Below are 25,946 nucleotides of genomic sequence, written 5' to 3' on the forward strand. Positions count from 1 at the left end.
GTCTCCTTAATAGATGACCTGGATTCTACGCCTCCCGGCGGGAATGACCATGCCACTTTACTGAAGAAGTCATTGAAAAAATTGCCATTGCAAAATGGCTTCCTTCAACTGCTGACAGCGGGGATAATCAAGGCTTTCAAGCGCTTGCGCGGTTTCAGAGCGCAGCTTTGCCAGCAACGCTTTTAGCCCGAGCTCATCCGTTTTCCCTGCTAGTTTCCCCCGCAGGGCCGGAAGCGGCATATCAACGGTAAGCAACAACCGCGTCAGCGCGGCAACCGAGGTTGAAAACGCGCGATGGGCAAAAGCAAACCCCGCCAGCTCCCACCAGTCATCACTATTAAGGGTAGCTTCCCAGCCGTCGTCCACCGGGATCTTTTCACCGTTCCAGGCCGACAGGACGCGCATATCCCGGCATAAACGGTGATGTTCCTGCGCGCACAGCCGACGCCCGGCCTCGCTCAGCGGCAGCAGCGCCATCGCCGTGTAGCAGCCGCTGCTGGCTTCCCGATGGCTCCCCATCCGCACCAGCACAAACCCGCACCGCTGCCAGAAACGCCACAGCTCGTCGGTATAACCAAAACTCACCGACAGATAATCTTCCCCGCTGGCGCTACGGATAAGCCGTTGCCCGATGCCTTCCCGCTGGCGCAGGGGGTGAATCGCAATGCGGCTAACCCGTCGACCTTTCAGCGTCGCCGCGAGCGGAGAGCCGCCGTGCGCCGCCAGCGACTGCGCCACGAGATTCCCGCGTGGACGCCGGTATCCCGCCCACACGGCGCGGCTAAGCTCCGGTGACAACCCGCCCTCTTCCACCAGCCAGAGCGCGCCTGCAATATCAGCCCCCGTCTCTGCAACAGCAAAGTGCTGGCCGGGCGCGTCCATCATCCGGCGTAAATCGAGTGGTGACGTGCGGTAATGAGCAGCACACAGCAGTTCATATACGCTTGCCGCGCGTGCCGGGTCGCTCTCCCACATCCGCGGCGCCAGCGGCGTTATACGAACCTCACCTTCCGGTTTGCGATCGATAAGCGAATCATCAAATAACAGAGCATTTGCCACGAACCGCTCAAGCGGACATCCGGCGGCCCAGCGAATGGGGGTCGATAAGGCATAATGCCGCAGTCCGCTGAAACGGGCGCAGAACTTCAGCAGGAAGCCCCTGCCCGTCCCTTCATAGCCCTGCACCGTGGTGGTTAATAATACGCGCGTAAAGCGCGTCACCAGCTTCTCCAGCAGCGGGCCCGGGATGGCAGCCGCTTCATCGACAATCAGCCAGTCGGCCTGCAGCGTGGAGGCCAGCAGCGCATCCGGGGCCATAAAGTGGAAATGCTCGCCCGCAAAGCGCGCAATGACATCCGTTGCCCCTTTAGCCGGTGCCGTGACCACCGCACTCCCCTGAATGCTATTGAGCAGCATCCCCGCCAGCGCTGACTTTCCGCGCCCGCGCGGTGCCGTTACGGCAGCGATGCCCGCAGGCATGGTCAGAAGCGCGTCGAGGATCTCCGCCTGCTCGCGCTGCGGTGCGCCGCTGGCAGGCTGCCAGTCGGGTAAATCCGGCGTAACGGGAACGGACAAAGGACGATGCTGCTGCCAGACAATCGCATCCGAATCGGCGGCAAGCGTCCGGCAGAAGTGGTGCACAAAGTATGGAGTGGCGATCGGCTCCGCGCTGTCGCTCCAGCGCAAAGAATCGCTGTCTGGCCTGTCGGCCCAGTCAGCAAGCGGAGGAACCAGCAGCACCAGGAGGCTTCCGGCGCGCAGCGTTCCGCTGAGCGCGGCGAAGGCTGAGACGTCAAACCCGGCGCGCGCGTCAAAAACGGCGTGAAGGTATTCGCGTCCCAGCAGTCCGCTGAGGGTTTTTGAGGGAATGTCATCCAGCCACAGCCAGTCTCCCGGCAGGGTATTACCCAGGTCAGCCGCCTGACTCAACGTCCACTGCGTCTCACCGCTGAGCACCACCAGCCGACGATGACCGGTGCGCTCAAGCTCGCGTATCAGCTGTTCAAACGCCAGCATTACATCGCTTTGCCGAAGGTATTACACTGCGCCGGGTCGCCGCTGTCAAAACCGCGTTTAAACCAGCTGTAGCGCTGCTGCGAAGTACCGTGAGTGAAGCTGTCCGGCACGACGCGCCCCTGGCTCTGCTGCTGAAGACGGTCGTCACCGATCGCCTGAGCGGCATTCAGCGCCTCCTCAAGATCGCCGGATTCCAGCACGCCCTGCTGCTGCATGCTGTGGCCCCAGACGCCCGCGAAGCAGTCCGCCTGCAGCTCCATTTTAACGGACAGGCGGTTCACGTCAGCCTGCGACGCATTTTGCTGCAGCTGGCGCACTTTTGGCTCAATTCCCAGCAGCTTTTGCACGTGATGGCCGACTTCATGCGCGATAACGTAACCCTGGGCAAAATCGCCGTCAGCGCCAAGCTTGCGTTTCATGTCATCGTAAAAGGTGAGATCGATATAGACGGTGCCGTCCGCCGGGCAGTAGAACGGCCCCATCACGGACTGTCCGGTGCCGCATCCGGTGCGGGTTGCGCCCCGGTACATCACCAGCTTCGGCTGCTGGTAGGTACGCCCCATCTTCTCAAACAGCTGACCCCAGGTGTCTTCCGTTGTGGCGAGGATCACGGAGGTAAATTTGGCCGCTTCATCTTCATTCGGGCTGATGGAGCGCTGAGAATGCTGCTGTTGCAGCGGCTGACCGGTCATTAACCCGGTGAGATCGACGCCGTAATAGCCCGCGACCAGCACCACTATCAGCAGAATGATACCGCCCTTGCCGCTGGGTAAGCGGAAGCCGGGTCCGCCCATGGAAGGACCGCCGCCGCCATCACTGCGTCTGTCTTCTACATTGTCACTTTCACGACGCCCTTGCCAGCGCATAACCACCTCTAACTATTCCATTTATAATAGCTATGATCGTAGGCGGTTAACGGCAAGATTACCATAGGAAACAAAGGTAAGACGCCAAAGGATGCGAACATCCTTTGGCAAGTGAGGGAGTTAGTCGAGCTTAACGCCTAAACGGTGAGCAACCGCTTCGTACGCTTCAATCAGGCCACCCAGGCTCTGACGGAAGCGGTCTTTGTCCATTTTATCCAGGGTTTCTTTGTCCCACAGGCGGCTACCGTCCGGTGAGAACTCATCGCCCAGCACCACTTCGCCTTTGAACAGACCAAACTCCAGCTTAAAGTCGACGAGGATCAGGCCCGCGTCATCAAACAATTTTTTCAGCACGTCGTTGGCTTTGTAGGTCAGCTCTTTCATGCGCGCCAGGTTCTCTTTGTTCACCCAGCCGAAGGTTTCGCAGTAGGAATCATTGACCATCGGGTCGTGCATGGCATCGTTTTTCAGGAACAGATCGAACAGCGGTGGATTCAGTTCGATACCTTCTTCAATGCCCAGACGCTTCACCAGGGAGCCCGCCGCACGGTTACGAATAACGCACTCAACCGGAACCATATCCAGTTTTTTCACCAGACATTCCGTATCGGACAGCAACGCTTCCATCTGAGTCGGGATACCCGCTTCGGCCAGTTTGGTCATAATGAAGTGGTTGAACTTGTTGTTCACCATGCCTTTACGATCGAACTGCTCAATGCGCGCGCCATCCCCTGCTGACGTATCATTGCGGAACTCGAGCACCAACAGATCCGGGTTTTCCGTGCTGTATACGGTCTTCGCTTTGCCACGATACAACTCAGCTTGCTTCTGCATCTTCATTACTCCTGGTGTGATGATTGTGTTCAAAACTGGGGATATTATGCCACGCACACGTTTGCGTAGCACGAAAATAAAAAGGGCTGGATTCACCAGCCCTCGTATTTATTTGCTGAATGCTGCCTGGAAGACAGCGACCAGCGCATCGTTCTGCGACTGGGTCAGCGTGTGACCTTTTGGATCGATAAACTGCAGGCTACTGCGGTTATCAAGGTCACCGACCTGAATCTTGTAGTCACCGGAGGCAAGCTGAGGATCTTTCGCGCCCAGTTCCTGCCACGCGCTGTCGGAGAGCGGCTTATAGGTTGCCGTTATGCTGCCGGTTGAGCGGGTGCTGTCGGTCACTTTCATGCCCACTTTTTCCAGCGTCGCTGGCAGACGCTGCCAGGTCTGGTTAAACGGTGCACGCACCACAAGCATTGGCAGGCCGGTGTCATCCGCGCCGCTCTGGACATCGAAGGTCACACCGTTGCGGCTCTGCGCGGCGTTGGCAGCATCGGTCGCGTTTTTATCCAGGCCTGCGGCAATCACGTTCAGCATTTCGGTGCTGTAACGCTGCAGGGATGCGGCATCCGCAACCGGTTTACCCGCCTGCTCCAGGTTCAACAGCTTAACGTTAACCGCCTGCTGATAACCCTGTGGTTTAACGGAGACTTGATAACGACCGCGGTACTGCTGGTCTTCATCCAGACGGTTCCATTCGATCCAGTCGGTGGTTAACGTCTGGCTGGCATCATCGCGTTTATCGATGGTGTAGTTCTTCGCCTGAATGACGCTGACAACCTGCGGCCACAGGGTGCTACCGCGCGCGCTCTCAACCATCAGAGACGCCGTATCACCGGTGAACTGGGTACGCGCCCCGCTCACCAGCGCCAGAGGCTGTGCTGGTGGACGAATATCAAGCGCTTTACCGACCAGGCCGCTGCCGTTGGTCACGGGAATATTATAATCGCCGTTCTGAATCGGCAGGATCATACCAGCCGGTGCGTGAAGTTCAGCAAGCGGGGTCGCATCCAGATAGGATTCATCACCGCTCACCTGGCGCTTGTAGCGCGAGTCTGAACTACAGGCAGCGAGCAGCATAACAAGCGAAACACTCGCAACCTTCGCCAGGCGCGACTTCTGTACTGAATAAGCCATCAAATCTCCCTAAACTTTACAGCAAACCGGCATGCTTCAGCGCTGCCCTGACGATATCACGACCGTGGTCGGTAATCGGTGTCATTGGCAGACGCAGCGTGTCGGTTGCTACAAGCCCCAACTCCTTACATGCCCATTTCACTGGGATCGGATTGGGTTCGACAAATAATTTATTGTGCAGCGGCATCAGACGCTGATTTATGACACGCGCTTCATCAAAGTGACCGGCCGCGGCCAGTTTGCACATTTCAGCCATATCGCGCGCCGCAACGTTTGCCGTTACGGAGATCACGCCATGGCCACCGAGCTGCATAAAGTCCAGCGCGGTCGCATCATCACCGCTCAACAGGATAAAGTCGTCTGAAACCAGCTCTTTGATCTGATGAACGCGGCTTAAGTTCCCTGTCGCCTCTTTAATACCGATAATATTTTTGACTTCCGAGAGACGACCAACGGTTTCCGGCAGCATATCGCAACCGGTACGGGACGGCACATTATACAGAATTTGTGGCAAGTCAGTATGTTCAGCGATGGCTTTGAAGTGCTGGAACAAACCTTCCTGAGTAGGACGGTTGTAGTAAGGGGTCACCGTCAGACAGCCGACAATGCCGCTGTCGTTAAAACGTTTAGTCAGGCTGATCGCTTCTGCGGTGGCATTCGCGCCTGTGCCCGCGATGACCGGAATACGTCCGTCAGCCAGTTCCAGGGTCAGCATAACCACATCGCCGTGCTCGTCGTGGCTCAGCGTTGCAGATTCACCGGTAGTCCCTACCGAAACGATCGCCGAGGTTCCATTGGCGACATGGTAATCAATCAGCTTCTTCATGCTAGACCGGCAGACGTTACCTTTTTCATCCATCGGTGTTACAAGCGCGACAATACTTCCCGTGAACATGAGCCATCCTCTGTGCGAACAAGAGTCTCAATGGTACGTTTGGAACTGTAATAAAAGCAAGCGACCTGAGGCCCTCAGGCGGTTGTATGCATGTTTTTTTTATGCTTTCCTTAGGAAGACTTAACCATGCAAAGGAAGAACAGGTTTGACAACCTCATCACAACATTACCTGGTTATCACTGCGCTGGGTGCCGACAGGCCGGGTATCGTGAACACCATCACCCGCCACGTAAGCAGTTGCGGCTGTAATATTGAAGACAGCCGTTTGGCCATGCTCGGCGAAGAGTTCACATTCATTATGTTGCTTTCAGGGACATGGAACGCCATCACGTTGATTGAATCGACCCTGCCGCTGAAAGGTGCCGAGCTGGACTTGCTGATCGTCATGAAGCGCACCACCGCGCGCCCTCGCCCGGCCATGCCTTCTACCGTCTGGGTGCAGGTTGAAGTGCCTGATTCTCCACATCTGATTGAGCGCTTCACCGCGCTGTTTGACAGCCATCAGATGAACATCGCCGAGCTCGTTTCCCGCACACAGCCGGGCGACGCAAGCACGGTTCCCACGCTCTTTATTCAAATTACCGCGCACAGTCCTGCGTCACAGGATGCGTCAAATATCGAGCAAGCGTTCAAAGCCCTCTGTACAGAATTAAACGCGCAGGGCAGTATAAGCGTCGTCAATTATTCGCAGCACGAACAGGATGGAGTTGAGTAATGAATCCACTGAAAGCCGGTGACATCGCACCGAAATTTAGCTTACCGGATCAAGACGGCGAGCAAGTAAATTTGACCGACTTCCAGGGACAGCGTGTTCTGGTCTATTTCTACCCGAAAGCCATGACCCCCGGCTGCACCGTACAGGCCTGCGGCTTACGCGATAACATGGATGAGTTGAAAAAAGTCGGCGTGGAAGTGCTGGGTATCAGCACCGATAAACCAGAAAAGCTGTCACGATTTGCTGAAAAAGAGCTGCTGAACTTCACGCTGCTTTCTGACGAAGATCATCAGGTATGCGAGCAGTTCGGCGTCTGGGGCGAGAAGACGTTTATGGGTAAAACCTACGACGGTATTCACCGCATCAGCTTCCTGATTGACGCCGACGGTAAAGTTGAACACGTGTTTGACGACTTCAAAACCAGCAACCACCACGACGTGGTGTTGAACTGGCTGAAAGAAAGTGCCTGAAAGTGAGTGTCGGGTGGCGGCTTCGCCTTACCCGACCTACAAGGATAAATAGGCCGGGTAAGCGCAGCGCCACCCGGCAAAACTTACTGCTCTTCTACCGCCGGCACATCCGGCCACGCGTGGACGACCGCTTTAATCAGCGTCGCCAGCGGAATGGCGAAGAACACGCCCCAGAATCCCCACAGCCCGCCGAAAATCACCACCGATAAGATAATCACCAGCGGATGCAGGTTCACCGCTTCGGAGAACAGCACCGGTACAAGCAGGTTACCGTCCAGCCCCTGAATAATCAGATACACCGCGAAGCAGCTCCAGAACTCGGTACCCAGCCCAAACTGGAACAACGCCACGCCAACCACCGGAATGGTCACCACAAACGCGCCGATGTAGGGGATCAAAACCGAAAATCCGACCAGCACGGCCAGCAGCAGCGAGTAGTTCAGGCCGAAAATCAGGAAGCCAATCCAGGTGGCGACCCCCACCACAATCATCTCCAGCACCTTGCCGCGAATGTAGTTGGTGATCTGCTGGTTCATCTCTTCCCAGACCTGCCCCGCCAGCCCGCGGTTGCGCGGCAGAATACGGCGTACGGCGTTGAGCATCTGGTCTTTATCTTTCACCAGGAAGAAGACCATCAGCGGCACGAGGACAAGGTAAACCGCCAGCGTCAGCAGTCCGACCAGGGACGCCAGAGAGTACTTCACCACCGAATCGCCCATCGTCATGATGCGGGCGCGCATATTTTCGGCCATCGCGTCGATAATCCCGGCATCCATCAGCGCAGGATAACGGCGCGGCAGCGTGGCGGCGAAATCAGAAAGCTTATTCAGCATGCCGGGCATATCGCGGATCAGGTTAATTCCCTGTTGCCAGGCTACCGGCATCACCACAAAGGCCATCAACAGGAGAATGCCGACAAACAGCACCAGCACGATGCTGGTCGCCCAGCGGCGGGAACAGCCGATATGTTCCAGGCGCGCCGTTGGCCACTCCAGCAGGTACGCCAGCACAATCGCTACCAGCAGAGGGGCGAGCAGGCCGCTGAAGAAGAACAGGATACCGAACCCGGCGACCAGAATAACCAACAAAGCAATGGCTTCCGGGTCGCTGAACCGACGCCGGTACCACTGCATTAACATTTCGAGCATACAACCCTTCCCTGAATCGAATGGCGGGAGTGAGACGGTGAATTGTATCTAACTGTCACAAAAAAGACTTTCGCTTTTTGTATCCCGATCGCAATCCGCAAAAGCCTGATGAATGGGATTTTCTTCATGCTACAACACGGCTACACTCCCAGGGCAGCAGAGATGAACGATATGCCGGTTCATCGGTCAAACTAGCACATCTAACATACAGGACAGTGGTTATGTTCAGGCAGTTGAGAAAAACACTGGTTGCAACACTGATTGCCGCGGTGACGGTCGGTCAGGTGTTGCCCGCTTTTGCTGACTCGTCCGATACATTGCCGGACATGGGCACCACGGCAGGAAGCACGCTCTCTATTGGGCAAGAGATGCAAATGGGCGACTATTATGTTCGCCAGCTGCGCGGCAGCGCCCCGCTGATTAACGACCCTTTGCTGGTACAGTACATAAACGGGCTGGGCATGCGTCTGGTGGCGCACGCCGACTCGGTAAAAACCCCCTTCCATTTCTATTTAATCAATAATGACGAAATCAACGCCTTCGCCTTCTTTGGCGGTAACGTGGTGCTGCATTCGGCGTTATTCCGTTATTCGGACAACGAAAGCCAGCTGGCCTCGGTCATGGCGCACGAAATTTCGCACGTCACCCAGCGGCACCTGGCGCGTGCGATGGAAGACCAGAAACGTAACGCTCCCCTCACCTGGGTGGGCGCACTGGGTTCCATTCTGCTGGCGATGGCCAGCCCGCAGGCCGGGATGGCGGCGCTGACCGGTACGCTGGCCGGGACGCGCCAGGGGATGATCAGCTTTACCCAACAAAATGAGCAGGAAGCGGATCGCATCGGCATTCAGGTGTTACAGCGCTCAGGCTTTGACCCGCAGGCCATGCCGAGCTTCCTCGAAAAACTGCTCGATCAGGCGCGTTATTCTTCCCGTCCACCGGAAATTTTGCTCACGCACCCGCTGCCTGAAAGCCGTCTGTCGGACGCGCGTAACCGTGCCAACCAGATGCGCCCGGTCGTGGTCCAGTCTTCGCAGGATTTCTACATGGCGAAAGTGAGAACGCTGGGGATGTACAATTCCGGGCGTAACCAGCTCACCAGCGACCTGCTGGATGCCCTGGCGAAAGGCAACGTGCGTGAGAAAAACGCCGCGCAGTATGGTCAGGCGCTCCAGGCGATGGAAGCCAGCAAATACGACGAGGCGCGTAAAGCGCTGCAACCGCTTCTGGCGGCCGACCCGAACAACCCGTGGTATCTCGATCTGTCGACGGATATCGATCTGGGGCAGAAGAAGCCTGCCGATGCGATTAACCGCCTGAAAGGGGCGAAAGACGTCCGCACCAACCCGGTGCTGCAGCTTAACCTGGCGAACGCTTACCTGCAGGGCGGCCAGCCGGGTGAAGCGGCGACCATCCTGAACCGTTACACCTTTAACAATAAAGACGATCAAAACGGCTGGGATCTGCTCGCTCAGGCGGAAGCCCAGCTTGGCAACCGCGACCAGGAGCTCGCGGCGCGTGCCGAAGGCTTTGCCCTGGTGGGCCGCCTCGATCAGGCCATTTCCGCGCTCAGCAGCGCCAGCTCGCAGGTCAAACTCGGCAGCCTCCAGCAGGCCCGATACGACGCGCGTATCGATCAGCTTCGCGGCCTGCAGCAGCGCTTCAAGCCGTACGAGAAGATGTAATCAAGGAGAATTCACGTCATGACAGACGCCGTAAAAATTTATCACAACCCGCGCTGCTCCAAGAGCCGCGATACCCTGAGCCTGCTGAAGTCTAACGGCGTGGAGCCGGAGGTGGTGCTGTACCTCGACACCCCACCGGACGCGCAAACCCTCCGCCAGCTGCTGCATATGCTGGGCATGGGCAGTGCGCGGGATCTGATGCGCAAGAAAGAAGATCTGTATACGTCGCTTAACCTGGATGACAGCCGTCTCTCCGAGGCTCAGCTGATACAGGCGATGGTTGAAAATCCAAAGCTGATTGAGCGCCCGATTGTCGTGGCGAACGGCCAGGCGCGCATTGGACGCCCGCCGGAAGACGTGCTCGAGATCCTCTGATGGTTTCGCCCGGTGGCGCTGCGCTTAGCGGGCCTACGGGTGCCATATGTAGGCCGGGTAAGGCGCAGCCGCCACCCGGCACAACTATAGCTTCAGAATATCTTTCACAAACGGAATGGTCAGCTTGCGCTGGGCGGTAATGGAGGCGCGATCGAGCTGATCCAGCGTGTCAAACAGCGTACGCATTTCGCGATCCAGCCGCTTCAGCAGGAAACGGCCCACGTCTTCCGGCAGCTCAAAGCCGCGCTGCTTTGCGCGCAGCTGTAGCGCCTGAAGCTTATCTTCGTCCGACAGCGGCTGAAGCTTATAGATTTGGCCCCAGTCCAGGCGAGACGCCAGATCCGGCAGCCCCAGATTCAGCTGGCGAGGCGGACGATCGCCGGTGATCAGCAGCCGGGTTTTGCCCGATTCCAGAATGCGGTTGTAGAGGTTAAAGATCGCCATTTCCCACGGCTCATCCCCCGCCACGCATTCGATGTTATCGATGCAGACCAGGGAGAGATGTTCCATCCCCTCCAGCACGTCAGGGACAAACCAGGTTCGTTTATCCAGCGGCACATAGCCTACCGCATCACCGCGCGCAGAGAGCTCCGCGCAGGCGGCATGCAGCAGGTGGCTGCGCCCCGCGCCTTCGCGTGACCAGATATAGATGTATCCGCTGTGTTCCTGACGCAGCACGTTTTGCAGTGCAGCCAGTAAAGAGGGGTTATCACCCGGCCAGAAACTTGCAAACGTTTCGTCGTCAGGGAGATAGAGTGGCAGAGAGAGCTGTGCCGGTCCGTTCAGAAGTACCTCAACCAGATCTGACATAAAATCGGCATGGAGTTTAACACGGAACCTGCAAGGAGAGAACCGGGCGGATCGTCCGCCCGGTTATAGGATCAGTGTGACGCTTTTTCGTTTTCGTCAGCGTCCAGCACCACCTCTTCCGGACGGATCACGGAGATCAGCTTGAAAATCAGGCTCAGGCCCACGCCGACGATGGTTGCCAGCGCCATGCCTTTCAGCTCGGCCGCGCCGATGTGCACCTTCGCGCCGCTCACGCCGATAATCAGGATCACCGACGTCAGGATCAGGTTCTGCGCTTTGCTGTAATCCACTTTAGATTCAATCAGCACGCGAATACCGGAGGCACCAATTACTCCGTACAGCAGCAGAGACACGCCGCCCATCACCGGAACCGGGATGATCTGAATCGCTGCCGCCAGCTTGCCGACGCAGGAGAGCAGAATGGCAATGATCGCCGCGCCGCCGATAACCCAGGTGCTGTAAACGCGGGTAATCGCCATCACGCCGATATTTTCACCGTAGGTGGTGTTTGGCGTAGACCCAAAGAAACCGGAGATGATGGTGGAGAAACCGTTCGCAAACATGGAGCGGTGCAGGCCCGGATCGCGGATTAAATCGCGCTTAACGATGTTCGCCGTTACCACCAGGTGGCCGACGTGCTCCGCAATCACCACCAGTGCCGCAGGCAGAATGGTGAAGATCGCAAACCATTCGAAGCGCGGCGTGTAGAAGGTTGGCAGCGCGAACCAGTGCGCCTCGGCAATCGGGGTAGTATCCACTACGCCCATCACGAAGGAGAGCGCATAGCCTGCCAGCACGCCGATCAGGATCGGGATAATCGCCATAAAGCCGCGGAACAGCACGGAACCAAAGACCGTTACGCCCAGGGTCACCAGCGAGATGATAATGGTTTTGGAATCCGGCGACTGACCGTCAGCAGGCAGCAGGCCGGCCATGTTCGCCGCCACGCCCGCAAGTTCGAGACCGATGACGGCCACGATGGCACCCATCGCCGCAGGTGGGAACATCACGTCCAGCCAGCCGGTACCGGCTTTCTTCACGATGAAGGAGACCAGGCAGAACAGCACGCCACACATGATAAAGCCGCCCAGCGCGACCTCATAACCCAGCGGCAGCAACAATAACACCGGAGAGATAAAGGCGAAGCTCGACCCGAGATACGCCGGGATTTTGCCTTTACAGATAAAGAGGTACAGCAGCGTACCAATGCCGTTGAACAGCAGCACGGTTGCCGGGTTAATGTGGAACAGGATTGGCACCAGCACGGTTGCGCCAAACATGGCGAACAGGTGCTGCAAACTAAGCGGGATAGTCTGTAAAAGCGGCGGTCTTTCACTCACCCCGATAGCACGGCGCGTCATAGTGTTTTCCTCTGAGTAGTATCGTTGTTGGTGTTTTATTCAAAAAAAAGCCGACTATCAAAGTCGGCTTATTTATCGTTATTCGATTATTTCGTACCAAAGATCTTATCGCCGGCATCGCCGAGCCCCGGGATGATGTACCCGTGCTCGTTCAGGCCCTGGTCGATAGAGGCGGTATACAGCTCAACGTCCGGGTGCGCTTTTTCCAGTGCCGCGATCCCTTCCGGTGCCGCAACCAGCACCAGCACTTTAATGCTGCTGCAGCCCGCTTTTTTCAGCAGGTCGATAGTGGCAATCATTGAACCGCCGGTTGCCAGCATCGGGTCAACCACCAGCGCCATACGCTCGTCGATGTTGGACACCAGCTTCTGGAAGTAAGGAACCGGCTCGAGGGTTTCTTCGTTACGGTAGATCCCCACCACGCTGATGCGCGCGCTTGGCACATGCTCCAGCACGCCTTCCATCATGCCGAGACCGGCACGCAGGATTGGCACAACGGTAATTTTCTTACCTTTGATCTGCTCAACCTGCACCGGGCCGTTCCAGCCTTCGATGGTGACTTTTTCTGTCTCCAGATCGGAGGTCGCTTCGTAAGTCAGCAGGCTGCCGACTTCAGAGGCCAGTTCGCGAAAACGCTTCGTGCTGATGTCATGCTCACGCATCAGGCCCAACTTGTGTTTAACGAGTGGGTGTTTCACTTCCACAATCTTCATTCTCTTTCTCCTCTGAATGGCATCCGCAAAAAAATCGCGGGATTATACCGCTTTTTTCGGATTGCGCCATACCCATGTTGCTTGACAGGGATCAAGCAAAGACAAAAAACCGGAGACTGGTCTCCGGCTTAAGTGCGAGGTTCTGCCCGGTGGCGCTACGCTTACGCGGGCCTACGTGTAGTGTAGGTCGGGTAAGCGTTAGCGCCACCCGACAATTACAGGTTATCGCCGTTGCTCGCAATCACCTGCTTATACCAGTCGAACGACTTTTTCTTGCTGCGGTTCAGCGTGCCGTTGCCTTCATTGTCTTTATCGACAAAGATAAAGCCGTAGCGTTTTTTCATTTCACCGGTACCGGCAGATACGAGGTCGATACAGCCCCACGGGGTGTAACCCATCAGGTCTACGCCGTCTTCCACCACGGCTTTTTTCATCTCGCGGATGTGGGCGGCCAGGTAGTCAATGCGGTACTGGTCGTTCACGGTGCCGTCGCTCTCCTGCACGTCGATTGCGCCAAAGCCGTTTTCAACGATAAACAGCGGCAGCTGGTAGTGATCCCAGAACCAGTTGAGGGAGTAGCGCAGCCCCACCGGGTCAATCTGCCAGCCCCAGTCGGATTTCTGCACGTACGGGTTAGAGACCAGGCTCTTGCTCTCGTCATAGTCCAGCTGCGGGTTGTCCGCCGTCGCCTTGGTGGCGAAGGACATATAATAGCTAAACCCGATGTAATCCACGCAGCCCTGCGTCAGCGCGACTTTATCTTCTTCGGTGATATCCAGCGCGAAGCCGCGACGTTCAAAGTAGTTGAGCAGATGCTGCGGATACTTGCCGCGCACATGGACGTCGGTGAACCAGTAGCGGCGGTGCATGGCGTTCATCGCCATCATCATGTCGTCCGGCGCGCAGGTCAGCGGGTAGATGGGGCACATGGCAATCATGCAGCCGATCTGCAGGGACGGGTTAATCTCGCGCCCCGCCTTCACCGCCAGGGCGCTGGCCACCAGTTCATAGTGCGCGGCCTGGAACATCACCGGCTCACGATCTTCACCCGGCGCGTACTTCAGCCCGGAGTTGGTAAACGGCGCAAAATCTTCATGGAAGTTGGCCTGGTTGTTGATCTCGTTAAAGGTCATCCAGTACTTCACTTTATGCTGATAGCGCTGGAAAACCACTTTTGCAAAACGCACAAAGAAGTCGATCAGCTTACGGTTGCGCCAGCCGCCGTATTCCGTGACCAGGTGGAAAGGCATCTCAAAGTGGGAAAGCGTAATAACCGGTTCGATGCCGTACTTCAGGCACTCGTCGAACAGATCGTCATAGAATTTCAGACCGGCCTCGTTCGGCTCAAGCTCGTCACCTTTCGGGAAGATACGCGTCCAGGCGATGGAGGTACGGAAGCATTTGAACCCCATCTCGGCAAAGAGTTTGATGTCTTCTTTATAGCGGTGGTAGAAATCGATGGCGTCATGGTTAGGGTAATTTTTCCCCTCAAGCACGCCGTTGGTGATTTCGCGCGGTACGCCGTGCGCACCCGCCGTCATCACATCGGCAACGCTAACGCCCTTGCCGCCCTCTTTCCAGCCGCCCTCAAGCTGATGCGCCGCAACGGCACCACCCCACAGAAAATCTGCTTTAAATCCTGACATTTGCTTTCCCTCATTCTGCGTTATTTTCTGCAAAAACAATTACAGAAACCGGTTTCAGTTCGATGATGTGCAAAGGGGATAGCCGTTGCAAGCAGAACACCGAAACCGGTTTCATTTTCGTGAACAGAGTCAAGTTTGTCGCCCTGCCTAAGCCAGAGAGAAAAAAAGATCCCCGCACCGAGAATAGGCTCGCAAACGTTTGCCTGGACTGTTAGAATTGCGCCGATTTTTCTTACTAGCTATGCAATCGCGTGGGGACTTGAGCCGTGACCAACAAAACTTCTCTCAGCTACAAAGATGCCGGTGTTGATATTGACGCAGGTAATGCGCTGGTTGACCGAATCAAAGGTGTGGTGAAAAAAACCCGCCGCCCGGAAGTGATGGGTGGTCTGGGTGGATTCGGCGCACTGTGCGCGCTGCCGCAAAAATATCGTGAACCTGTTCTGGTCTCGGGTACTGACGGTGTAGGCACCAAGCTGCGCCTGGCGATGGATTTAAAACGTCACGACACGATTGGTATCGATCTGGTCGCGATGTGTGTGAATGACCTTGTGGTTCAGGGCGCAGAGCCGCTGTTCTTCCTCGATTACTACGCGACCGGCAAACTGGACGTGGATACCGCGGCCAGCGTCATTAACGGTATCGCCGAAGGCTGTCTGCAGTCCGGCTGTGCGCTGGTCGGCGGCGAAACCGCTGAAATGCCGGGCATGTACCACGGCGAAGATTATGACGTCGCGGGCTTCTGCGTCGGCGTAGTAGAAAAATCAGAAATTATCGACGGCAGCAAAGTGGCGGATGGCGATGTGCTGATCGCGCTGGCCTCCAGCGGCCCGCACTCCAACGGCTACTCCCTGGTGCGTAAAATTCTCGAAGTGAGCGGCTGCGACCCGCTGACCACCGAGCTTGAAGGGAAACCGCTGGCAGACCATCTGCTGGCCCCAACCCGCATCTACGTGAAAAACGTGCTGGAACTGATTGAGAACGTTGACGTGCACGCTATCGCCCACCTGACCGGCGGCGGCTTCTGGGAGAACATCCCGCGCGTGCTGCCGGACAACACCCAGGCCGTAATCGACGAATCCTCATGGCAGTGGCCAGCCGTGTTTAACTGGCTGCAGACCGCAGGCAACGTGAGCTCTCACGAAATGTACCGCACCTTTAACTGCGGCGTGGGCATGGTTATCGCCCTGCCAGCAAGCGAAGCGGATAAAGCGGTTAAACTGCTGACCGAAAAAGGTGAAAACGCGTGGAAAATCGGTACGATTAAAGCCTCCGATTCCGAACAGCGTGTGGTCATTGAATGAAAAACATCGTGGTGCTCATTTCCGGCAACGGAAGCAATTTGCAGGCCATCATTGACGCCTGCAAACAGAAGAAAATCAACGGCACCATTCGGGCAGTATTCAGCAATAAGGCCGACGCGTTCGGCCTTGAGCGCGCGCGGGAAGCGAACATTCCCGCGCACGCGCTGGAAGCCAGCCAGTTCGCCGGGCGTGAAGCCTTTGACCGCGAGCTGGTTCAGGAGATTGATGCCTACGCACCGGACGTCGTGGTGCTGGCGGGCTATATGCGCATTCTGAGCCCGGCTTTTGTTGCGCACTACGCCGGACGTCTGCTGAATATTCACCCTTCTCTTCTGCCGAAATATCCCGGCCTGCACACCCATCGTCAGGTTCTGGAAAACGGCGATGAGGAGCACGGCACCTCCGTGCATTTCGTTACCGACGAGCTGGACGGCGGTCCGGTGATCCTGCAGGCCAAAGTCCCGGTCTTTGACGGCGACAGCGAAGAAGACGTGACCGAACGCGTGCAGACCCAGGAACACGCCATATACCCGCTGGTGGTAAGCTGGTTTGTCGACGGGCGCCTCGAAATGCGCGACGGCGCTGCCTGGCTGGATGGCGTGAAGTTACCCCCGCAGGGCTATGCGGCGGAAGAGTAGTTTGTTATGTCGGGTGGCGCCGCGCTTACCCGACATCTACCTTGCATTACCCGATATTCCCTTCTCCAACCTTCTAAATTCCCCAACAAAAAAAATAACTGTCATACTTTTCTGGCACTGTTGGACATATCGTGGAAATGCTCGCCATAATAAGGACGAGACGGATTTACCACGTCCTGTGATTGAACTGGAGTGTGAGCTGTAATGGGTCAGGAAAAGTTATATATCGAGAAAGAGCTAAGCTGGTTAGCATTTAACGAACGTGTACTCCAGGAAGCGGCTGACAAAAGTAACCCGCTGATCGAACGCATGCGTTTTTTGGGCATCTATTCCAACAACCTGGATGAGTTCTACAAGGTTCGCTTTGCCGAGCTGAAAAGACGGATCATCATCAGTGAAGAACAGGGCCTAAACTCTCACTCGCGGCATCTGCTGGGCAAAATCCAGTCCCGCGTGTTGAAAGCCGATCAGGAATTTGACGGCCTGTATAACGAACTGCTGCTGGAGATGGCGCGCAATCAAATCTTCCTGATTAACGAACGTCAGCTTTCCGTTAACCAACAAAACTGGCTGCGCCACTATTTTAAACAGTACCTGCGCCAGCACATTACCCCGATTCTCATCAACCGCGAAACCGATCTGGTGCAGTTCCTGAAAGATGACTACACCTATCTGGCCGTAGAAATTATTCGCGGTGAATCCATTCGCTACGCGCTGCTGGAGATCCCGTCCGACAAGGTCCCGCGCTTCGTGAACCTGCCGCCGGAAACCCCGCGCAGACGCAAGCCGATGATCCTGCTGGATAACATCCTGCGCTACTGTCTCGACGACATTTTCAAAGGCTTCTTCGATTACGATGCGTTAAACGCCTACTCGATGAAGATGACCCGTGACGCCGAATATGACCTGGTGCACGAGATGGAGGCCAGCCTGATGGAGCTGATGTCCTCCAGCCTGAAACAACGCCTGACGGCCGAGCCGGTGCGCTTTGTTTATCAGCGCGATATGCCGGACGCCATGGTAGAAATGCTGCGCGAGAAGCTGACCATTTCGCGCTATGACTCCATCGTGCCGGGCGGCCGTTACCACAACTTTAAAGACTTTATTGGCTTCCCGAACGTCGGCAAGGCCAATCTGGTGAACAAGCCGCTGCCGCGCCTGCGCCATCTGTGGTTTGATAAATTCCGCAACGGGTTCGACGCCATTCGCGAGCGCGATGTTCTGCTCTACTATCCGTATCACACGTTTGAACACGTGCTGGAGCTGCTGCGACAGGCCTCGTTCGACCCGAGCGTGCTGGCGATCAAAATCAACATCTACCGCGTGGCAAAAGATTCCCGCATCATCGATGCGATGATCCACGCCGCGCACAACGGCAAAAAAGTGACCGTGGTGGTTGAGCTGCAGGCGCGCTTCGACGAAGAGGCGAACATTCACTGGGCGCGCCGTCTGACGGAAGCGGGCGTGCACGTGATCTTCTCCGCGCCGGGTCTGAAAATTCACGCCAAGCTGTTCCTGATCTCCCGTAAAGAGGGCGACGACGTGGTGCGCTATGCCCACATCGGTACCGGGAACTTTAACGAGAAAACGGCGCGAATTTATACCGACTACTCGCTGCTGACCGCCGATGCGCGCATCACCAACGAGGTACGCCGGGTCTTTAACTTCATTGAGAACCCGTACCGCCCTGTCAGCTTCGACTATCTGCTGGTCTCGCCGCAGAACTCGCGCCGTCTGCTGTACGATATGATTGATAAAGAGATTGCCAATGCCCAGAAAGGGCTGTCGTCCGGCATCACCCTGAAGCTTAACAATCTGGTCGACAAAGGACTGGTTGACAGGCTGTACGCCGCGTCCAGCTCTGGCGTACCGGTTAACCTGCTGATCCGCGGCATGTGCTCGCTGATCCCGGAACTGGAAGGCATCAGCGATAATATTCGGGTGATCAGCATTGTTGACCGTTACCTGGAACACGATCGGGTCTATATTTTCGATAATGCAGGCGACAAACAGGTCTATCTCTCTTCGGCAGACTGGATGACGCGCAATATTGACTACCGAATTGAAGTCGCAACCCCGCTGCTGGATCCGCGTCTGAAACAGCGTATTCTCGACATTATCGAGATCCTGTTCAGCGATACGGTGAAGGCGCGCTATATCGACAAAGAACTCAGTAACCGCTATGTACCGCGCGGCAACCGCCGTAAAGTGCGGTCGCAACTGGCGATTTACGACTATATCAAATCACTCGAGCAACCCGATTAACCTATGCCGATAAATGATAAGACCCCACGCCCGCAGGAATTCGCCGCGGTCGATCTTGGCTCTAACAGTTTCCACATGGTCATCGCCCGTGAGGTGGATGGCGCGCTGCAGATCATCGGTCGTCTGAAGCAGCGCGTACACCTGGCGGATGGCCTTGATGAACGCAGCATGCTCAGCGAAGAGGCGATGGAGCGCGGGTTAAACTGCCTGTCGCTGTTTGCTGAACGCCTGCAGGGCTTCTCGCCCTCCAGCGTATGCATCGTGGGCACCCACACCCTGCGCCAGGCGCTGAATGCGCCAGAGTTTCTCAAGCGGGCCGAAAAGGTGATCCCCTACCCGATTGAGATCATCTCCGGTAACGAGGAAGCGCGTCTGATTTTCATGGGCGTCGAACACACCCAGCCGGAAAAAGGGCGCAAGCTGGTAATCGACATCGGCGGCGGTTCTACGGAGCTGGTGATCGGCGAAGACTTTGAGCCTCGCCTGGTGGAAAGCCGCCGTATGGGCTGCGTCAGCTTCGCGCAGATGTATTTCCCGGGGGGCACCATCACCCGCGAGAACTTCCAGCGTGCGCGTATGGCGGCTGTCCAGAAACTGGAAAACCTGGCCTGGCAGTACCGTATTCAGGGCTGGAACGTGGCGCTGGGCGCGTCAGGCACCATCAAAGCGGCGCATGAGGTGCTGCTGGCAATGGGTGAAAAAGACGGGTTCATCACGCCCGAACGCCTGACGCTGCTGACCGACGAAGTGCTGAAGCATAAAAGTTTTGACGCCTTAAGCCTGCCGGGGCTTTCCGACGAGCGTAAGGCGGTCTTCGTGCCGGGGCTGGCCATTCTCTGCGGCGTGTTTGATGCGCTGGCCATTAAAGAGCTGCGCCTGTCCGACGGCGCGCTGCGCGAAGGCGTGCTGTACGAAATGGAAGGCCGCTTCCGCCATCAGGATATTCGCAGCCGCACCGCGCAAAGCCTGGCCAACCAGTACAACATCGACCGCGAGCAGGCGAAGCGTGTGCTGGACACCACGGTGCAGATGTATGAACAGTGGGAAGAGCAGAATCCGAAGCTGGCGCACCCGCAGCTTGCCGCGCTGCTGAAATGGGCCGCGATGCTGCACGAGGTGGGGCTGAACATCAACCATAGCGGGATGCACCGCCATTCGGCCTATATTTTGCAAAACAGCGATCTGCCTGGCTTCAACCAGGAGCAGCAAACCATGATGGCGACCCTGGTGCGCTATCACCGCAAAGCCATCAAGCTCGACGACCTGCCGCGCTTCACGCTGTTTAAGAAAAAGCAGTTCCTGCCGCTCATTCAGCTGCTGCGTCTGGGCGTGCTGCTCAATAACCAGCGTCAGGCGACCACCACGCCGCCCACGCTGAAGCTGAAAACCGACGACCATCACTGGACGCTGAGCTTCCCGCACGACTGGTTCAGCCAGAACGCGCTGGTCCTGCTGGACCTGGAAAAGGAGCAGCAGTACTGGGAAGCGGTCACCGGCTGGCTGCTCAAAATCGAGGAAGAGAGCGCCGACGTCGCCGCGTAACGGTTCAGGCGTCCGCGCAGGACGCCTCTGTTTCCAGCAGTGACTCAAGCGGTGCCGGTCTGCCAATCAGATAGCCCTGCACATAATCGATACCTAGCGCGTGAACCGCGCTACGTATCTCTTCGGTCTCGACATATTCCGCCACCACCAGCATCTTTTTCATGCGCGCCAGATGGCAGATAGACGCCACAATCTGATAATCCAGGCTGTTGTTGACGATATTTCGGATGAAGTCGCCGTCGATTTTAAGAATATCCGCGTCCACGCTTTTTAGCCGCGCGTAGCTTGCATAGCCGGTACCAAAATCATCAATCGCAATGCGTACCCCCATTTTCTGCAGCTGACTGAGGATATGCTGCGCCTGCTCGGCGTTGCAGAAGTTGCTGCACTCCGTCACTTCAAAGATCAGCTGCCACGGCTCAATAGCGTATTTCGCCAGCACGCGGCTCACCTCAAGCGGGAACTGCACCCGGCACACTGTTGAAGGCGCCAGATTAATAGCAAAGCGCTGGCCGGGCAGTCTTTCCCGATGCGCGGCCAGGAAGCGCAGCGTATGCTCAAGCACCCACAGATCCACCCGGGAGGACAAACCAAACTCCTGCGCGACAGGCAGGAACTGATCGGGGGAGATCAGTATCCCATTGGTGTCCGGCATCCGCAGCAGGACTTCGTGATAGCAATCGCCACGCAGGCCGCGAACGGGTTGAACCAGCAGGATGAATTCGTCGTTGTCGAGCGCCTTCTGCAGGCGGCTCATCATCGCGACTTTATCCTTCAGGCTGCGCTGCAAATGGACGGCACCGCGCTGCTGAAGATTTTCCGGGTGATTAGAGGAGAGTGACAGATCGGCCACCACCGCCAGCTCCCCCAGCACCAGATAAAGATGGTTAACCGGGGACCGGACATAGCAGTAGCTTACGCCAACCTGCTGCTGCAGCGGCATGCCGTCCCAGACAAAGCGGAACTGCTTGATATGCTCGTCCAGGGCGTCAATCCGCTGCTGGTGCGATTCCGCGTTGAGCCGCACCGCCATGTCATATCCGGTGAGGTGATACACCTGCTCATTGGGCTGGAGCGTAGCGTTAACCCACTGCGCCAGCTGCTGTTTGTACTGAATACGCAGCTGCACGCCGTAATTTCGGCCCAGAATTTCCAGCTCCGGAATGCGCAGCAGGCATAGCGCCGACCACGGATTCTTCGCCAGATCGCGCGACAGCGCCCGCAGGTTAGGCATATGGACAACCGGATCGAGCAGTGCCAGCCTGCGGGCGTGTTTGTTCACCGCGCGCTGCCGGGTCGCCAGCATCGACATATAAATCACCACAAACGAAAAGACCAGGTAACTGGAAGAGGTGATCGCCAGCTGAATATCGTACCCCGCGTTCACTGGGATATAGCGGTAAAAATAGTGAATGGACACCAGCAGTATCGGGGTCCAGATCAGCGAAATCAGCTTATAGCCAAAACGCATCGCGCCCCAGAGCATCACCGGCATCAGCAGCGACAGGGTATAGTTAGTGGTGAAGATGGAGCTGTTTTCATTTATCGGGAGCAGCAGCAGCGACAGCAGCCCGCCAAGCGCAATCGCCCAAAGCAAAAACTCCGCGGCCGTCACCTTTTTATCTATCTGGAAACGGATCTGCGAGAGAAGACTTTTGATATAGCGCGGATGACGGATCAGGCGGATCAGCAGATAGCTCAACGGCACGCCCGTCAGCCCGCTGACCAGCAGCGCCTGGTAGTTAATGAGCGTACGAATGTTAAGAGGGTTCAACCCCGCGAGGCTCTGGCGACTCTCATACACGCCCAGATACACCGCAAACTGAAACAGCACCAGAAACAGCGTCGCGGGGCAGATAACCTGCCAGAAGATGCGCTGCGCCATCAGCCGGATGTCGCCGTACGCTGTCATATTGCGTCTGGGCGCAAACACCCGGTAGCCGCCCCAGCTGAGGACTAAAGGGACAATAAAATGGAGCACCCCGGCAACCGTTTCGAACATCCCGACCGACGGGTAATAGCGGATAAACAGCGACAACACGATCCCGGGAAGGGCTTCCAGGCCAAAGAACATCATTAGCGAGAGCAAAAAGGAGAGCGGTAAATAATAAAGCGCCGCGATACCGTCCCCCAGCTGCGTGAACGTATTTGCCACGCTCAGCACGGGAAGCAAAACCACCGGTAATAGTAGCGGCAATGCCCACCAACGGTATTTATTGTTTTTCAGGAAAGCGAAAATCTTCATAGATGCCCGGTTAAACCCCTTTTTCTCCAGAGGGAAAATAAAGACAGGCATCCAACCTGACCTGGCGCCACCCCGCGATGTGCAGAGTGAACAGTGTGGAGGAGGGATTTTAAATATCAGAGCCGGGAATCCGTTGACTTAAATCAAACTATTTCACGCAAATAAGCCTTGCAGAAGAATTTTGTGAAATAATTTTCTTCATATTATCAATATGGTAAATGCAATTATTAATTTCAATAACAATAGTTAATGCAAACGTTGACGGTTATTTACACATCACAGAATTGACCCCATCTTCCCGCTGTGCCTTAATATCCTTATCGCCCGGGAGGGCTTATCCAGGAAAAACAGAGTGAGTCAGGTCACGCGTATGCGCAAACGACATCGATTTAACACCCGAATGACCCGCATCATACTGCTTATCAGTTTCCTGTTTTTCTTTGGCCGCTTCGTTTACTCTTCGATTGGCGCCTGGTACCACCATCAGGACAAAACCCAGTCACAGCAATCCAGCCTGACCGTCGACACCGCTGACCGCTAACCCCCCGAAGGATGTTGTACGAGCCGAATAAGGGCCGCGATCCCTTTGCTGAGGATTTTATCCTGCCGCATCACCACCGCCAACTGCCGCTGCAGCATGGGCGTCAGCGACATCACGCATAGCCCCTCGCGATCGGCATCCTGTTCTACCGCCATTCGCGGCACGATGCTGTAGCCCAGCCCCGCGCGAACCATGCGTTTGATCGCCTCGATGCTGCCAAGCTGCATCACCGGCGCGATCGCTAAACCCTGGGCGGCAAACCAGCCGTCGATCAGCGCCCGGGTCCCACTGCATGATTCAAAGGCAATCAGCGGATGAACGTGCAGCGCGGCTGGGGTGAAGTCCCTGAATGCAGCCTGCTGTTCCCTTGAGGCGATAAAGACAAACTCTTCGTCCATCACCGGCATCACGTCCAGCGCTCTGCCACTCACCGGCAGCGTGACCAGCCCCATATCGAGACGGTTCTCTTCGATAGCTCTGACGATGTCGAGGGTGTTGCCCGTCGTGACCCCCACGCTCAGGAGCGGATAGTCGCGGCGTAGCTGCTCCAGCAGCGGCGGCAGAAGATGGATGCAGGCCGTTGCCCCCGTGCCAAGGGTAATGGTGCCGCTTACGTCGTGGCTAAACGCATTCACGGCCCGGATGGCGTCATCCACCACCTGCTGAATACGCTCCCCGTGCGCCAGCAAGGTTTCTCCGGCAGCCGTCGCCTTAATCCCTCGTCCGGTACGCTCCACCAGCCGCGTTTGCAGAAACTGCTCCAGCTGGCGTATTTGCAGGCTGACGGCGGGCTGGGAGAGGCCCAGCACGTCCGCTGCCGCTGAAAAACTGCCGCGCTGGATCACCAGACGGAAGGTGGCGAGATAGCCCAGATTAAGCGTCGTCATTCAAAGTTTCTCTTATACCGCGCATAAGGTTACGGCCCTGCCAGCACAATACCGCGCCCGTTATGCTCAGGACAACTGCATAGCGGAATGAAAAATAATGGAAACACCTGCCCTGCCACACCGCCTCGCCCTCACGGCCGGGTGTAATCAACTCATCAACTGGGGGATCTCGTTTTATATGCCCGGCACCTTTGCGCTGGCCATTTCAGCCGACCGGGGATGGTCATCACCGCAGATTTACCTCGGCCTGACGCTGGCGATGCTGGTGATGGCGGTAGTATCCCCTTTTGTCGCCCGCCTGCTGGCACGCTTTGGCGGTCAGAAGGTGGTGATGGGCGGAACGCTGCTGATCGCCGCAAGCTGTGCCTGTATGGCGTATACCCGGACGCTTTATGGATGGTACGGCGCCTGGCTGGTCGCAGGCGTGGGAATGCGCCTGTCGCTGTACGATGCGCTCTTCGCCGCGCTGGTCAACCTCTACGGACAACAGGCGCGAAGAACAATCTCGCGCGTCACGCTGGCGGGCGGGCTGGCCTCCGTCGTCTTCTGGCCGCTGGGCGATGCGCTGCTTCACGTGATGCGCTGGCAGGACGCATTACGCATTTATGCCCTGCTTGGCCTGCTGAGCGCGCTGCTGATCCGCACGCTTCCCCGGCAGCGGCTGACGGTGACGACGGAAATCGCCGCACCGCCGCTGAACAACGAGCGCCGAAACGGCTGGCTTTATGCCGCCTTCATTGCCCTCATCACCTTTGTCTCTAACGGCACCTCCACCCATCTGCCGGAGTTTATTGCCCACTACGGTCTGCCGGTCGCTATCGGCATGCTGTGGGGAATCGGCCAGACGGGCGCGCGCTCGCTGGAGGTGCTGGCGGGGGCTCGCTTAACGCCCTTCACGTTAACGCTTTTTACCGCTCTCGCCATGCCGCTCTGTTTTCTTGTTGGATTGAGCAGCGCCCTGTTTGTCTGGTGTGCGGCCGGTTTTGTGCTGGGCTATGGCGCCATCAACGGGCTGGTTACCCTTGTCAAAGCCACCCTCCCGCTGGAACTGTTTAGCGCGGAAAGCTATGCCCGCCGCACGGGCATGCTGCTTATCCCCGGTCAGCTTATGGCCGCAGCCTCACCGTATGCCTATGCGTGGCTAAATAAAATGCTGGGGATCGCGGGTGCAATGGGGGTGTCAACGGGGCTGACGCTGCTGATTGCCGGGCTGGCGATAGCCATTGTGCGCCGTCCCGGGAGGCAAACTGTATCGCACTGTATCCCGCGGGCCACGGTGACAAACGGGTACAAAACGCCCCCTCCGGCAAATATCTCCGATACATAAAAATGGTTTTCTTTCCCTGTCGCCATTGAGAACTGATGAGGAGAGAGAGCAATGATTCGTCGCTACGTAATTTTCCCCCTGCTTGTCCTGGCATCCGTCGCAGGTGCCCAGGCCACACCTCTGGACAATCTGAGCGCCGCGGACGTTAACGGCCCCGCCGCCGTTGCCCCGCTGGCGCAGCCGCAGCCGCCTGCAAAACTGATCGTCGATCCGCCGCTTGCCGGGCCGCTGAGCAAAGGCGCGGTGTTTATCCAGTACCGCGCCGAAAACCTTCGCATCGAGCCGGTATTCGGGCCCGACGCGCTCAAGGTCACCCCGCGCATCGGGCACATTCACGTGGTGGTGGATGACGCGCCGTGGCACTGGGCTGACACCAGCGGAGAGCCGGTGATCCTGGTGGGGCTGCCCGCCGGTAAACACAAGGTGACGATAATTCTGGCCGACCCGACGCACAAGCCGCTCGACCACAAAACCGTTGAATTCACCGTCCCGCCCCACGCGGCGGTCCACCATTTTTAAG

The 25,946-nt window shown here is 57.0% G+C and carries 23 protein-coding genes; 11 read left to right on the top strand and 12 right to left on the bottom strand.

Features of this window, described 5'->3' with window-relative positions; translation table 11 throughout:
• Positions 1–69: 69 nt before the first annotated feature.
• The 5 genes from ACEPLT_RS16360 to dapA all read right to left on the bottom strand — a co-directional run bounded on the left by ACEPLT_RS16360 (position 70) and on the right by dapA (position 5,754).
• Complete coding sequence (locus tag ACEPLT_RS16360) at positions 70–2,016, bottom strand: tRNA(Met) cytidine acetyltransferase TmcA (protein ID WP_232929037.1); 1,947 nt, start codon at positions 2,014–2,016, stop codon at positions 70–72.
• Complete coding sequence (gene ypfJ / locus ACEPLT_RS16365) at positions 2,016–2,882, bottom strand: KPN_02809 family neutral zinc metallopeptidase (RefSeq protein WP_032675300.1); 867 nt, start codon at positions 2,880–2,882, stop codon at positions 2,016–2,018. The genes ACEPLT_RS16360 and ypfJ overlap by 1 nt, the downstream gene beginning before the upstream one ends.
• A gap of 120 nt (positions 2,883–3,002) precedes the next feature.
• Positions 3,003–3,716 carry a phosphoribosylaminoimidazolesuccinocarboxamide synthase gene (gene purC, locus ACEPLT_RS16370; RefSeq protein ID WP_008501631.1) on the bottom strand — a complete coding sequence of 238 codons (714 nt, stop codon included), beginning with the start codon at positions 3,714–3,716 and terminating at the stop codon, positions 3,003–3,005.
• Between the two features lie 108 nt (positions 3,717–3,824).
• Complete coding sequence (bamC, locus tag ACEPLT_RS16375; protein ID WP_021241807.1) at positions 3,825–4,859, bottom strand: outer membrane protein assembly factor BamC; 1,035 nt, start codon at positions 4,857–4,859, stop codon at positions 3,825–3,827.
• A 16-nt stretch (positions 4,860–4,875) separates the two neighbouring features.
• On the bottom strand, positions 4,876–5,754 hold the full coding sequence (dapA, locus tag ACEPLT_RS16380; protein ID WP_008501633.1) for a 4-hydroxy-tetrahydrodipicolinate synthase: 879 nt from the start codon (positions 5,752–5,754) through the stop codon (positions 4,876–4,878).
• A gap of 145 nt (positions 5,755–5,899) precedes the next feature.
• Between dapA and ACEPLT_RS16385 the strand changes: the two genes are divergently transcribed.
• Together ACEPLT_RS16385 and bcp are read left to right on the top strand one after the other, a co-directional pair.
• Positions 5,900–6,469: a glycine cleavage system transcriptional repressor gene (locus tag ACEPLT_RS16385; RefSeq protein ID WP_023325845.1), complete on the top strand. Its 570-nt coding sequence runs from the start codon at positions 5,900–5,902 to the stop codon at positions 6,467–6,469.
• Positions 6,469–6,939 (top strand): thioredoxin-dependent thiol peroxidase, encoded by a 471-nt coding sequence (bcp, locus tag ACEPLT_RS16390; protein WP_008501635.1) that lies wholly within the window; start codon positions 6,469–6,471, stop codon positions 6,937–6,939. The genes ACEPLT_RS16385 and bcp overlap by 1 nt, the downstream gene beginning before the upstream one ends.
• Before the next feature lie 83 nt (positions 6,940–7,022).
• Here bcp and ACEPLT_RS16395 read toward each other — a convergent pair whose 3' ends face one another.
• Positions 7,023–8,087 carry an AI-2E family transporter gene (locus ACEPLT_RS16395; RefSeq protein ID WP_032675302.1) on the bottom strand — a complete coding sequence of 355 codons (1,065 nt, stop codon included), beginning with the start codon at positions 8,085–8,087 and terminating at the stop codon, positions 7,023–7,025.
• 221 nt (positions 8,088–8,308) lie between these two features.
• Here ACEPLT_RS16395 and bepA point away from each other — a divergent pair, with 221 nt between their 5' ends.
• Both bepA and arsC read left to right on the top strand, forming a co-directional pair.
• Positions 8,309–9,772, top strand: coding sequence for a beta-barrel assembly-enhancing protease (gene bepA, locus ACEPLT_RS16400; protein ID WP_021241809.1), 1,464 nt, complete (start codon positions 8,309–8,311; stop codon positions 9,770–9,772).
• 18 nt (positions 9,773–9,790) lie between these two features.
• Positions 9,791–10,147, top strand: coding sequence for an arsenate reductase (glutaredoxin) (gene arsC / locus ACEPLT_RS16405; protein WP_032675303.1), 357 nt, complete (start codon positions 9,791–9,793; stop codon positions 10,145–10,147).
• Between the two features lie 84 nt (positions 10,148–10,231).
• On the opposite strand, the gene ACEPLT_RS16410 is transcribed toward arsC, so the two are convergent.
• From ACEPLT_RS16410 to ACEPLT_RS16425, 4 genes are all read right to left on the bottom strand, one after another.
• The gene (locus ACEPLT_RS16410; RefSeq protein ID WP_213014348.1) at positions 10,232–10,933 is read right to left on the bottom strand and encodes a DnaA inactivator Hda; all 702 of its coding nucleotides are present in this window, start codon (positions 10,931–10,933) and stop codon (positions 10,232–10,234) included.
• Positions 10,934–11,028: 95 nt separating this feature from the next.
• Complete coding sequence (gene uraA, locus ACEPLT_RS16415; RefSeq protein WP_032675304.1) at positions 11,029–12,318, bottom strand: uracil permease; 1,290 nt, start codon at positions 12,316–12,318, stop codon at positions 11,029–11,031.
• An 86-nt stretch (positions 12,319–12,404) separates the two neighbouring features.
• Positions 12,405–13,031: a uracil phosphoribosyltransferase gene (gene upp, locus ACEPLT_RS16420; RefSeq protein WP_008501641.1), complete on the bottom strand. Its 627-nt coding sequence runs from the start codon at positions 13,029–13,031 to the stop codon at positions 12,405–12,407.
• Positions 13,032–13,246: 215 nt separating this feature from the next.
• Positions 13,247–14,677 (bottom strand): 6-phospho-beta-glucosidase, encoded by a 1,431-nt coding sequence (locus ACEPLT_RS16425; protein ID WP_232929034.1) that lies wholly within the window; start codon positions 14,675–14,677, stop codon positions 13,247–13,249.
• A gap of 266 nt (positions 14,678–14,943) precedes the next feature.
• On the opposite strand from ACEPLT_RS16425, the gene purM reads away from it, so the two are divergent.
• The 4 genes from purM (at position 14,944) to ppx (ending at position 20,426) form a co-directional block, all read left to right on the top strand.
• The gene (gene purM / locus ACEPLT_RS16430; RefSeq protein ID WP_032675306.1) at positions 14,944–15,981 is read left to right on the top strand and encodes a phosphoribosylformylglycinamidine cyclo-ligase; all 1,038 of its coding nucleotides are present in this window, start codon (positions 14,944–14,946) and stop codon (positions 15,979–15,981) included.
• Positions 15,978–16,619 (top strand): phosphoribosylglycinamide formyltransferase, encoded by a 642-nt coding sequence (purN, locus tag ACEPLT_RS16435; RefSeq protein WP_032675307.1) that lies wholly within the window; start codon positions 15,978–15,980, stop codon positions 16,617–16,619. Before purM ends, purN begins: the two co-directional genes overlap by 4 nt.
• A gap of 204 nt (positions 16,620–16,823) precedes the next feature.
• Positions 16,824–18,884, top strand: coding sequence for a polyphosphate kinase 1 (ppk1, locus tag ACEPLT_RS16440; protein ID WP_008501645.1), 2,061 nt, complete (start codon positions 16,824–16,826; stop codon positions 18,882–18,884).
• Positions 18,885–18,887: 3 nt separating this feature from the next.
• Positions 18,888–20,426, top strand: a complete 1,539-nt coding sequence (ppx, locus tag ACEPLT_RS16445; RefSeq protein WP_008501646.1) for an exopolyphosphatase — start codon at positions 18,888–18,890, stop codon at positions 20,424–20,426.
• 4 nt (positions 20,427–20,430) lie between these two features.
• On the opposite strand, the gene ACEPLT_RS16450 is transcribed toward ppx, so the two are convergent.
• Entirely contained in the window at positions 20,431–22,671 is a 2,241-nt protein-coding gene (locus tag ACEPLT_RS16450) for an EAL domain-containing protein (RefSeq protein WP_232929032.1), read from the bottom strand.
• 352 nt (positions 22,672–23,023) lie between these two features.
• On the opposite strand from ACEPLT_RS16450, the gene ACEPLT_RS16455 reads away from it, so the two are divergent.
• The gene (locus ACEPLT_RS16455) at positions 23,024–23,212 is read left to right on the top strand and encodes a YfgG family protein (RefSeq protein WP_021241815.1); all 189 of its coding nucleotides are present in this window, start codon (positions 23,024–23,026) and stop codon (positions 23,210–23,212) included.
• Here the strand turns inward: ACEPLT_RS16455 and ACEPLT_RS16460 are convergent.
• A complete protein-coding gene (locus ACEPLT_RS16460; protein WP_232929030.1) occupies positions 23,209–24,099 on the bottom strand; it encodes a LysR family transcriptional regulator in 891 nt (296 codons plus the stop codon). The two genes, ACEPLT_RS16455 and ACEPLT_RS16460, sit on opposite strands and share 4 nt — an antisense overlap.
• A 97-nt stretch (positions 24,100–24,196) precedes the next feature.
• Between ACEPLT_RS16460 and ACEPLT_RS16465 the strand changes: the two genes are divergently transcribed.
• Together ACEPLT_RS16465 and ACEPLT_RS16470 are read left to right on the top strand one after the other, a co-directional pair.
• Positions 24,197–25,426, top strand: coding sequence for an MFS transporter (locus ACEPLT_RS16465; protein WP_032652960.1), 1,230 nt, complete (start codon positions 24,197–24,199; stop codon positions 25,424–25,426).
• A gap of 51 nt (positions 25,427–25,477) precedes the next feature.
• Positions 25,478–25,945, top strand: coding sequence for a DUF6130 family protein (locus ACEPLT_RS16470; protein WP_032652962.1), 468 nt, complete (start codon positions 25,478–25,480; stop codon positions 25,943–25,945).
• The last annotated feature ends 1 nt before the right edge of the window (position 25,946 follow it).

This window comes from Enterobacter sp. fkY84-1 (genome assembly GCF_052974705.1).